This window comes from Hydrogenovibrio kuenenii DSM 12350 (assembly GCF_000526715.1).
In the GTDB taxonomy this organism is placed as follows: domain Bacteria; phylum Pseudomonadota; class Gammaproteobacteria; order Thiomicrospirales; family Thiomicrospiraceae; genus Hydrogenovibrio; species Hydrogenovibrio kuenenii.
Window position 1 is genome coordinate 1,733,120 of sequence record NZ_JAGP01000001.1, and the last position, 11,615, is coordinate 1,744,734.

Sequence of the window (11,615 nt, forward strand, 5' to 3'; positions counted from 1 at the left end):
CAAAAGACTGCTTTAGACAGCTAAGTTATTGATTTTACGTTATTGTAGGTATAAAAAAACCCGCATCAGACGCGAGTGTTTTAGAAAATGGCGGTGAAAGAGGGATTCGAACCCTCGATAGGGGATAAACCCTATACTCCCTTAGCAGGGGAGCGCCTTCAGCCTCTCGGCCATTTCACCGTATAGAAATAGAACTACCATCGACTGAGAAGTCGTCGATGGCGCGTATATTAACGTTTCTTAGAAATTTTGTAAACCGCAATTATGAAGTTTCTTATGAAATTGAATCTTTATTTTCTAAACTAGTTTTCTTCTGTAGTTGATGTATCGTCTTCTGATGTTTTATCTTGCTTCAGAAGTAGCTCTTCACGTTGAATCTGAACCTCTTTAGGTGCGTCGATTCCAACTCTAACTTGTCCACTTTTTACACCAACAATAGTCAATTTCACATTATCGCCGATGATAAGGGTTTCACCCACTCTCCGTGTCAATACCAACATCAATGAAATCCTTTTTTATAAGACTAACTACTTATTATATATTTTATGACTACCTAAATCTATTTTATATTAAACGTCTACACAAAAAAATGAATAAAAAAGGGCTCTTATATAGAGCCCTTTTAACTTTAGCAGCAGTTTTATTTATCTAATTCAAACGCTTGATGCAGTGCTTGCACTGCTGTTTCTAGGTATTGCTCATCAATCACAACTGAGATTTTAATTTCTGTCGTACCAATCATTTGGATATTGATACTGTTATCTGCCAATGTCTTAAACATAGTACTGGCAATCCCTGAATGAGATTTCATACCAACACCGACCATTGAAATTTTAACAATCGTATCATCACAAATTGTTTCTCTCGCACCCAATTCGGCAGCAATTTTCTTGATAATCTCTTTTGCCATATTCAAATCATTACGAGCGACTGTAAACGTAAAGTCTGTTGTACCGTCGACACCTTGGTTTTGAATAATCATATCGATTTCAATATTGGCATCAGAAATTGGCCCAAGAATCTGGAAAGCCACACCCGGCTTATCCGGTACACCTAAAATCATTAACTTAGCTTCATCACGGCTAAACGCAATACCGGAAATTAAAGGTTTTTCCATTTCCAAATCCTCAAAATCTTCTTCTGAAATCAATAGCGTACCGCCCCCTTCTTGCAAGGAAGACAATACTCTTAAAGGTACTTTATATTTACTGGCAAATTCCACAGAGCGGATTTGCAATACTTTTGCGCCTAGACTGGCTAGCTCAAGCATTTCATCATAAGTAACAACATCCAAACGCTTTGCTTCTGGCACAACACGTGGATCTGTTGTGTAAACACCATCTACGTCCGTATAAATTTGGCATTCATCAGCTTTTAATGCCGCAGCCAGTGCCACAGCTGTTGTATCAGAACCGCCTCGCCCTAGCGTTGTAATATCACCTTCCGGCGTTACACCTTGAAATCCAGCAACAACAACAACTTTGCCTTGGTTAAGCTGGGTGCGCATCTTATCCGCATCAATATCTTCAATACGCGCTTTAAAGTGCACATTGTTGGTATGGATCGGGACTTGCCAACCTGTGTAGGAAATGGCGTCATACCCTCTTTGCTGTAGCGCCATACTTAACAGTGCGATGGTAACTTGCTCACCCGTCGTTAAAAGAACATCTAGCTCTCTTCTTGATGGTTCTTCCTGCATTTCTTTAGCTAAGGACATCAAGCGATTGGTTTCGCCACTCATAGCTGAAACGGCAACCACTACTTGGTGACCTTCATCAACAAACTTAGCGACTTTGTTTGCTACGTTTTGTATTCTCTCGACGCTACCTACCGAGGTGCCGCCATATTTTTGGACAATCAATGCCATCTGTTTTTATGCTTCCTATTTACTCTCTACCCATGCCTGAACTGAAGCTAAAGCTTCATCAAGCTTACTTGGATCATTTCCGCCTGCTTGAGCCATATCTGGGCGTCCACCACCTTTACCACCAACCTGTGAGGCAACATGATTAATCAACTCACCGGCTTTATACGTTTGCGTAATTGACTTACTAACCCCTGAAACCAAAGATACTTTGCCATCAGTGGCCGCAGCCAAAACAATAATCGCTGGTTCCAGCTTATCTTTTAGTGAATCAAGCGTTTCACGAAGCGTGTTAACATCCGCGCCTTCTAATTTGGCAGCTAAGACATTGACATCACCGACTTTCACTACAGAACTCGCTAAGTCACTTCCTTGAGAAGATGCTAGCTTAGACTGCAATTGCTTAATCAATTTTTCTTGTTCACGTTGTTCTGCAACCACTTGAAACACTTTGTTTTCAACTTGCTGCTTGTCAGATTTCACCGCTGCTGCGATATTAATAAGCGTTTGCTCGTTTTTATAAATTGCTTCCCAAGCACCTTCACCGGTGACAGCTTCAATACGGCGAACACCAGAAGCAATACCTGTTTCCGACAAAATACGGAAAGGACCAATGTCACCAGTAGAATTAACATGGGTTCCACCGCAAAGTTCGATTGAGAAGGTTCCCATATCAACCACACGAACAACATCACCATATTTCTCACCAAACAGTGCCATTGCGCCCTTGGTCTTGGCAGCTTCAATATTCATTTCTTCGGTGCAAACAGGCGTGTTTAGCATGACGTTGTGGTTTACTAGCTTTTCAATCTCTAATAACTTCTCAGCGGAAATCGGCTCGAAATGTGCAAAGTCAAAACGCAATCTTTCAGGCTGTACCAATGATCCTTTTTGCTGTACATGCGTACCTAGGATTTCTCTTAATGCCGCATGCAATAAATGCGTTGCCGAATGATTTTTCTCTGATGCGCGACGTGCTGGCACATCAACCTGAGCATGAAGCGTTTGGCCTACTTTTAACTGTCCTGCCGTCACGCGACCGATATGCAAAAAAGCGTTACCTTGTTTCTGACAGTCATTCACATGGAAGCTGTTCATGCCTTCCGTCAAACTACCAGAATCACCTGCTTGACCACCCGACTCACCATAGAAAGGCGTTTGATCCAATATAACGATTGCCTCTTGACCTTCAACAGCGGTATCTACCGATGCCTCATCAACGAAAATAGCTTGAACCACACCATCAGCAGCATCTTGGTGATAACCCAAAAATTGAGTTTGACCATCAAAATTGATCTTGCCTTTTGATTGCGCAGAGAAATTACTTGCAGAACGCGCACGCTCACGCTGGGCTTCCATTTCTTTTTCGAAGCCAACTTCATCAACAGTCAAGCCTCTTTCACGAGCAACATCCGCAGTTAAATCCAATGGAAAACCGTAGGTATCGTAAAGCTTAAATGCCGTTGTGCCACTGATAACGTTAGACTTCAAAGAGGCAATATCCTCTTCCAAAATCTTCATACCATTTTCTAACGTCTCTGCAAAACGCTCTTCTTCAAGCTTTAAAGCCCTTTCAACATTCGCTTGTTCTTTGACCAACTCGGGGTAGGCTTCACCCATCTGTTCAACCAATACTGGCACCAATTTATGGAAGAATACCTGTGTTTGACCTAATTTGTATCCATGACGAATTGCTCGACGGATAATACGTCTCAACACATAACCTCGACCTTCGTTCGATGGCAATACACCATCGACGATCATGAACGAGCAAGAACGAATATGATCGGCAATCACGCGTAAAGAGCTGTTTGCCAAGTCTTTTTCGCCTGTCAGCTCAGACGCTTGCATCACAATCGCTTTGAACAAATCAATGTCATAGTTGTTGTGCACATTTTGCATAACTGCAGCTAAACGTTCCAAGCCCATCCCAGTATCAACTGAAGGCTTCGGTAATGGCGTAAGCGTACCGTCTGAAGAGCGGTCGAACTGCATAAACACCAAGTTCCAGATTTCGATATAACGATCACCGTCTTCATCAGGCGAACCTGGAGGACCACCAGCAACACTTTCGCCATGGTCGTAGAAAATCTCACTACAAGGACCACAAGGACCCGTGTCACCCATCGACCAGAAATTATCTTTCGCACCACAACGCGAAAAACGCGTAGCATCGACTTTCATTTCTTTTAACCAGATGTCTTCGGCTTCTTGATCTTCTTCAAATACAGTAATCCAAAGCTTTTCTTCCGGAAGCCCCAATTCCTTCGTCAAAAAATCCCAAGCGAACTGAATCGCTTCACGCTTGAAATAATCGCCGAAGCTGAAATTACCCAACATTTCAAAGAATGTATGGTGACGCGCGGTATAACCGACATTTTCCAGGTCATTGTGTTTACCACCAGCTCGAATACAACGCTGCACACTGGTTGCACGCGTGTAATCACGCGTTTCTTGACCCAAAAAGGTTTCTTTAAACTGAACCATCCCTGCATTGGTAAAAAGAAGGGTTGGATCGTTTGCCGGCACAACTGGGCTAGAATGCACAGCCGTATGGCCTTGCTTTACAAAAAAGTCTAAATACGCTTTTCTGATTTCTGCACTGGTCATAGGGTTAATTTCCTAGAGTTTTACTCGTTAAATTCAAATTCTGTATTTGGCTTCTCACTTGAAGCATCATCTTTAGCGCATGGCCTTCCAGATTTGTGACTGGCTAAAGCCGCGGCTTTGCAAAAAACGCATTCTGCGTGCTTGCTCTTTCATTTCTTTTGGCTTATTCGCATCGCCATACTTCTTTTCCAACGCTTCTTTGGCGATGTCCGCCCAATCCGAATCGTCCATCGCAAGATACGCTTCAATCAAGTCAGAAGCATCCGTTCGCTGTTGCAACGTTTGACGAATCTTATAAGGGCCATGCCCCTTTTCAATACCATGCCTAACACTCACTTCAACAAAGCGTTCATCCGACAACCAACCGTTTTTCTGGCACGTCTTAATGACAAAATCGACCAGGCTGGGTCGATTTTCGGTTTCGGAGAATTTCTCCAACAGTTTTCGCTTGAGTTCTTTAGAACCGTGCTCTCGCATAGACAACAAGTAAACCGACCTCGCTTCCAGTTGTTTGACCAACTCTCTTTCTTCTGGCGTAGCGGTTTCTAGCGAAAACAAGGTGACAAAATCTTCTCAGCTTAATGAATCTGCTTAAGCTTCGTTGCTAACTTCGGCGTCGGCAGCGCGTTTTTTTACAGGCATCAAGTTTTCTTTAATTTGCTTCTGCAAGGTCTCGCTGATCTCAGGGTTTTCTTTTAAGAATTGACGAACATTGTCTTTACCCTGACCAATTTTTTGCCCTTGATAGCTGTACCAAGCACCGGCTTTTTCGATCAATTTTTCTTTCACACCCAAGTCAATGATTTCCCCTTCACGTGAAATCCCTTCACCGTACAGAATATCAAACTCAACTTGTTTAAATGGCGGTGCAACCTTATTTTTAACGACCTTAACGCGGGTTTCGTTACCAAGAATTTCTTCACCCTTCTTGATGGCACCTATACGACGAATATCTAAACGCACCGAAGAATAAAACTTCAACGCATTACCACCAGTTGTGGTTTCAGGATTACCAAACATCACACCAATTTTCATACGAATCTGGTTGATGAAAATAACCAACGTATTGGTACGCTTGATATTCGCAGTCAGCTTACGCAAAGCTTGCGACATCAAACGAGCTTGAAGACCCATATGAGAATCGCCCATATCGCCTTCAATTTCAGCTTTCGGTGTCAAAGCGGCAACAGAGTCAACCACGACAACATCCACCGCGCCTGAGCGCACTAGTGAATCGGTAATTTCAAGTGCTTGCTCTCCAGCATCTGGCTGAGAAACTAAAAGGTTATCTAAATCTACACCTAGCTTTTCCGCATAAATAGGGTCCAACGCATGCTCGGCATCGACAAACGCAGCTGTACCACCTGTCTTTTGAACTTCGGCAATCACATGCAAAGTCAAAGTGGTTTTACCGGAAGATTCTGGGCCATAAATTTCAACAATACGACCACGCGGTAAACCGCCGATACCTAATGCAATATCCAAACCTAGAGAACCAGTAGAAACCGCTTCAATATCATGAGAGATACTCTTATCTCCCATCCTCATGATTGAGCCTTTACCAAATTGCTTCTCAATTTGACCTAAGGCCGCTTCAAGCGCTTTCTTTTTGTTTTCGTCCATTGAACTTTCCCTACTTTTGTTGGTTAGCATTTCGGAGATTGCATTAGGCATTTTGCCCAAACTGACATCGACAAAATGCAAGCAAATTTTAGCGAAAAATTATCCCATAATTTAAGGATTTAAGCACTTAATTTTTACTGACTGGCGCGGTTTTTTTATGCTCTTATCATAAAACCACGTATAGAGAAAAATACTCACCATAGAACAATGAGTATTAAATATAGAATAAAGTGAAATTTTAGGGTAAATGGTACTGAAATATTTCTGAGTCGATTTCTGCTAAACCTAACTCAGAAACTATTCATTAAGAAGGCTTAAAACACCTTTTAGAGCTTCAATTGTGCATTGACTACGAACAGCATCACGATCACCGTCAAAATGAAATTCTTTTGACTCCAATTTGTCATGACCTTGCATCGCCCAAGAAATCCAAACCGTTCCAACTGGCTTATCCGGCGTACCACCGCCAGGCCCTGCAATACCACTACAAGCAACTGCCACTTTAGCATGAGACTGTTGCAGCGCACCGAGCACCATTTCTTCAACGCACTCTTTGCTAACGGCGCCCTTTTTCATAATCGTTATTTCTTTCACGCCCAGCATTTCTCTTTTAGCTTCATAGCTATAAGTAACATAGGCACGATCAAACCATGCCGTACTGCCGGCAATGGACGTCAAGGCTTCGGCAATCAGACCACCGGTACAAGACTCCGCAGTCACAATCATTTTTTCGTGGCTTTTTAAGGCTTCCCCTACCTCTGAAACCAAACTAAATAATTGAGAACGATCACTCATTGAAAGAAGCTCCTTTTTATTTGATGCATTCGAATCCTTATCGCACTTTGATTCTGAAAAGACATAAGGACTCAAGTTTGACTAGGATACCTTTTTTTGCATTTTTTTGACAGATTCATCAAAATCAAAACACCTCAAAACTGCAAAAAAACCTCTAAAACGGTAAAATCTTTCTTTTTAACCTAAAGATTCGAATCTTACACAGTCGATTTGTAGCCGAAACCAGCCAAAACTTATGAGCAAACCAGCCAAACAAACCAACGCTAGCACCGCAAAACACACCCCAATGATGCAACAATATTTGGCTGTTAAAACAGAACACCCAAGTTATTTGCTCTTCTATCGCATGGGAGACTTCTACGAACTCTTTTTTGAAGATGCAAAAAAAGCGTCCGAGTTGCTAGGCATCACCTTAACCGCGCGTGGTAAATCTGGCGGCGAGCCAATTCCGATGGCGGGCATTCCGCACCACTCAGCAGACGGCTATCTGGCTAAACTGGTGAAACTGGGAGAGTCGGTTGCCATTTGTGAACAGATTGGTGACCCTGCGACATCCAAAGGGCCGGTTGAGCGTAAAGTGGTGCGAATCATAACGCCTGGCACCTTGGTTGAAGACACCCTGCTGGAAGATAAAACAGAAAACTTGTTATGCGCCATTGTCGCCGACAATAATGATACCTCAGACACACAACAATACGGTTTAGCCTATTTGGATGTTGCCAGTGGCCGCTTTGAAGGCACAGTGATTGCCGATCAAGATGCTCTGAGTGCAGAAATAGAACGCTTAAAGCCGGCTGAAATTATCCTGCCCGATGATGCATTGTTCAAACAAAACCTACCTGAATCCGTTAAAAACAGACCCAGCCTGGTAGATTATCCTTCTTGGCATTTTGAACCGGAAAGCGCTCGTCAACGCCTTTTAAAACAATTCGGCACCAAAGATTTGGTTGCCTTCGGTTGCGACAAACTACCCGCTATGACCTCGGCCGCGGGCGGTATTATTCACTATGCCCAGGCCATGTTACAAAACAACCTAGAGCATGTGCAAAGCCTACATACCTACCAGCAAGACGACACCTTGGTTTTGGATGCAAACAGCCGCCGTAACCTTGAGTTGGACACCAATCTCACTGGTGGATCAAACAACACGCTATTCGCCATTCTCGATAGAACTTCAACCGCAATGGGAAGTCGCTTACTTAGACGCTGGATAAACCAACCGCTCAGAGACCAAGACAAACTAAATGCTAGGTTGGATGCAATTGAATCGCTACTGGCCAGCTATCAAATTGATGCCTTTCGTGACCAATTAAAACCGATTGGCGACTTAGAACGCATTCTGAGCCGTGTTTCTCTTTATTCCGCACGCCCTAGAGATTTATTGCATCTTGGACGCTCACTTCTTCAAGCGCCAGAGTTGCAAAACTTACTCTCTCAACAAACAGCCGAAAAGTGGCAAGCGCTTGCTCAGCAACTTGGTTACTATCCAGACTTGGCAGACACCCTCGATAAGGCACTGGTGGAATCGCCACCAATGCTTATCCGAGACGGTGGCGTCTTTGCCGAAGGCTACGATGCCGAACTCGATGAATTACGCAACCTTAAAACCCAAGCGGGTGATTACTTATTGGCGTTAGAGGAACGGGAAAAAGAGCGCACAGGCATCTCGACACTTAAGGTTGGTTACAACCGTGTTCATGGCTATTACATTGAAGTCAGTAAATTACAATCCGACAAAGTGCCTTTGGACTACCAACGTCGCCAAACGTTGAAAGGTCAAGAACGTTACATCACCCCCGAACTCAAAACGTTTGAAGACAAGGTGTTGAGTGCCAATGAAAAAGCCTTGGCGCGTGAAAAATGGCTTTATCAACAATTACTAGAAGCCATCAATGTCGAGCTTAGACCATTACAAGCCACCGCTGCTGCTTTGGCGGAAATTGACGTCTTGGTCAACCTGGCGCTGCAAGCCAATGCACTGAACCTGAATCGTCCGCAGCTGACACAATCCCCGGAGATCAGCATTATCAAAGGTCGTCATTTAACGGTTGAAGCGCTGTCATCACAACCCTTCATTGCCAATGACACCCATTTTGACGAACAGAGACAACTACAAATTATCACTGGGCCGAATATGGGCGGTAAATCGACCTTTATGCGTCAAACCGCACTCATTGCGATTTTGGCCTATATGGGTTCTTATGTACCCGCAGAATCTGCCAGGCTGGGTCCGATTGACCGAATCTTTACGCGTATCGGTGCATCAGATGACCTAACCTCTGGGCGCTCAACCTTTATGGTGGAAATGACGGAAACCGCCAACATTCTGCATCATGCTACTGAAAATTCATTGATATTAATGGATGAAGTTGGACGCGGAACCTCTACCTTTGATGGTTTGGCGCTGGCATGGGCAATTGCTGAGCAAATGGCTGGCAAGATCAAAGGTTATTGCTTGTTCGCTACCCACTATTTTGAATTAACGACCCTTAACGAACAGTACGATAACGTTATCAATATCCACTTAGATGCCGTGGAATACCAAGATAAAATCGTATTTTTACATCAAGTACAGGATGGCCCTGCCTCGCAAAGCTATGGTTTACAGGTAGCCGCACTCGCTGGTGTACCGAAAACTGTTATCGACAATGCCAAACAGCAACTGGCTCGCTTAGAAAATCAAACCTTAATCAATTCACCCGCGACTCAGAATACCAATACCGCTGAACCTCAGACACAAGTGGATATGTTTGCTTATGCACAAAACCCAGCGCTGGAAAAAATAGCGAATTCATTAAAACAACTTAAACCGGATGAAATGACGCCCAAAATGGCTTTGGATGCACTTTATGAGTTGAAAACCCTCACCAAAGACCTTACCTAACAAACGTCCAAAAAAACATAATAAGGATTTTTCCATGCAACCGATGATTATCGACGTTACGCAAGAAAACTTTGAACAAATGGTTCTCCAAAATTCCATGCACCTTCCCGTTCTGGTGGATTTTTGGGCACCTTGGTGCGGCCCATGCAAACAAACCATGCCCATGCTGGAAAAACTGGCGCATGACTTAGCCGGACGTTTTATTCTGGCAAAAATCAATACTGAGGAAGAAACCCAGCTTGCAGAAGCATTCCAAATTCGCAGTATTCCGACCTTTAAGATTTACCATCAAGGAGAAGTTGTTGAAACACTGCAAGGCGCACAAGCTTCCAGCGCCTTTCGTGACGCACTGGAACCCTACTTAAAACCTGATCCATCAGAAGAGTTGCGCTTGCAAGCAAACGACGCATTTGTGCAAGGTCAGTATGACCAGGCAACGCAATTACTTGGCGAGGCTGCAAAGGCAAATCCAAATAACTTCCGAGTCCATTTAGATTTAACAAAAATGTACTTCCAAAGCGGGCATTTAGAAGAAGCTCAGAATCTTTTGAACAAACTGCCTGATGAAGCCAAACAATCTCCTGAGGGTAAATCACTTCTGGCTCTGTTTAAATTCACTCAAATCGTTTCAGAGGTAGGCAGTATAGAAGAAATACAGGCACGCTTAGCAACTGACCAAAATGATTGTGAAGCGCTATATGGGCTTTCTGGCTATTTGATGCTGAACAACCACCCTGAAAAAGCCATGCAAACCCTACTCAAACTTTTCATGGTTGATAGAAGCTATGGCGAAAACCTAGCACAAAAGACTTTAGTTGAAATCTTTGAACTGCTACAAGAAGATCATCCGGATTTGGTCAAAAACTACCGCCGCAAACTACAAAATTTAATGTTTTAACCTCAAGTGACTCAATCATGCAATTAACCACAGAAGAACTCAAAAAATATCCCGTATTCGGCATTGCCGGCAACTTTGCAGAGCATTTATCTCAAGCAGGAGAAGATGCTGACTTTGTTAACGTAAAAACAAAAGAAGCAGATGCCCCAAAAGGCATGTTTCCTATTTACCTACCAGGATTCGATAACTTTTTAAGCACCTTTCCGCTCTCTTCAGAAACCATTCAAGCAGAGTTCACCGACACTTTAAATTTACATTTAGAACCTGAAGTTTGTTTGCTATTGCATGTGGATTATGAAGAAAACCAAGTGCGCAAACTGACGCCAAAAGCTTTTACCGCTTTTAACGACTGCTCTATTCGCCGCCCAAATGCACGCAAAATCAGTGAAAAGAAAAACTGGGGGGAAGCTTCAACCGGCATTGGTCAAGACTGGATTAAAGTAGATTCACTTTCTTCTGGAGACAAACTTGATGACTACCACATCATCTCTATGATTCGCCGAAATAATGATGTGCTTGCCTATGGCATGGACAGCCCTGTTGTTGGGTATCAATACTTTCATGAAAAACTACTGAACTGGATGATTGAGACGTTTAATGAACAACAAGATTTTGGTCCACTAGAGCCTTTGCATAACTATTTGGCGCAAATAGGTTATCCATCGGAAGTTATTGTCACACTCGGTGCAACGCGCTACACCGCATTTGGTGAAACAGGTTTTTTACAGCCTGGAGATGAGCTGGGCGTGTATGTTTATGATGCCACTCAAACGAATGCTGAAGACGTAACGGCACACTTTTCAAACAATGCATCTCAACCGTTTAACGCTGGTTGCTTTCTGCACCAAAGAGTAAGCGCCATAAAAAACACATAAAATCTACCAGGCTGGGGTAAGCTTTCAAGTCTCTATTTAGGCTTTCAGACGGCTACCCCAGCCTGG

The 11,615-nt window shown here is 43.3% G+C and carries 9 protein-coding genes and 1 tRNA gene; 3 read left to right on the forward strand and 7 right to left on the reverse strand.

Going from position 1 to position 11,615, the window contains the following annotated elements; genetic code table 11:
- Positions 1 to 88 precede the first annotated feature (88 nt).
- The 7 genes from N745_RS0108235 to N745_RS0108265 form a co-directional block, all read right to left on the reverse strand.
- Positions 89 to 180: transfer RNA gene (locus N745_RS0108235), tRNA-Ser, on the reverse strand.
- Positions 181 to 302: 122 nt separating this feature from the next.
- Positions 303 to 500, reverse strand: coding sequence for a carbon storage regulator CsrA (csrA, locus tag N745_RS0108240; RefSeq protein WP_024851647.1), 198 nt, complete (start codon positions 498 to 500; stop codon positions 303 to 305).
- 140 nt (positions 501 to 640) lie between these two features.
- Entirely contained in the window at positions 641 to 1,867 is a 1,227-nt protein-coding gene (locus N745_RS0108245; RefSeq protein ID WP_024851648.1) for an aspartate kinase, read from the reverse strand.
- A 15-nt stretch (positions 1,868 to 1,882) separates the two neighbouring features.
- Complete coding sequence (gene alaS, locus N745_RS0108250; RefSeq protein WP_024851649.1) at positions 1,883 to 4,474, reverse strand: alanine--tRNA ligase; 2,592 nt, start codon at positions 4,472 to 4,474, stop codon at positions 1,883 to 1,885.
- 72 nt (positions 4,475 to 4,546) lie between these two features.
- Positions 4,547 to 5,032, reverse strand: coding sequence for a regulatory protein RecX (locus tag N745_RS0108255; RefSeq protein ID WP_024851650.1), 486 nt, complete (start codon positions 5,030 to 5,032; stop codon positions 4,547 to 4,549).
- Positions 5,033 to 5,065: 33 nt separating this feature from the next.
- The gene (recA, locus tag N745_RS0108260; RefSeq protein ID WP_024851651.1) at positions 5,066 to 6,097 is read right to left on the reverse strand and encodes a recombinase RecA; all 1,032 of its coding nucleotides are present in this window, start codon (positions 6,095 to 6,097) and stop codon (positions 5,066 to 5,068) included.
- A 297-nt stretch (positions 6,098 to 6,394) separates the two neighbouring features.
- Positions 6,395 to 6,892 carry a CinA family protein gene (locus tag N745_RS0108265; RefSeq protein WP_024851652.1) on the reverse strand — a complete coding sequence of 166 codons (498 nt, stop codon included), beginning with the start codon at positions 6,890 to 6,892 and terminating at the stop codon, positions 6,395 to 6,397.
- A gap of 235 nt (positions 6,893 to 7,127) precedes the next feature.
- Here N745_RS0108265 and mutS point away from each other — a divergent pair, with 235 nt between their 5' ends.
- From mutS to N745_RS0108280, 3 genes are read left to right on the forward strand one after another with little or no spacing between them, the layout of a single operon-like run.
- A complete protein-coding gene (gene mutS, locus N745_RS0108270; RefSeq protein WP_024851653.1) occupies positions 7,128 to 9,776 on the forward strand; it encodes a DNA mismatch repair protein MutS in 2,649 nt (882 codons plus the stop codon).
- Between the two features lie 34 nt (positions 9,777 to 9,810).
- Positions 9,811 to 10,674, forward strand: coding sequence for a thioredoxin (gene trxA, locus N745_RS0108275; RefSeq protein ID WP_024851654.1), 864 nt, complete (start codon positions 9,811 to 9,813; stop codon positions 10,672 to 10,674).
- A gap of 17 nt (positions 10,675 to 10,691) precedes the next feature.
- Positions 10,692 to 11,549: a DUF5718 family protein gene (locus N745_RS0108280; RefSeq protein WP_024851655.1), complete on the forward strand. Its 858-nt coding sequence runs from the start codon at positions 10,692 to 10,694 to the stop codon at positions 11,547 to 11,549.
- Positions 11,550 to 11,615 lie beyond the last annotated feature (66 nt).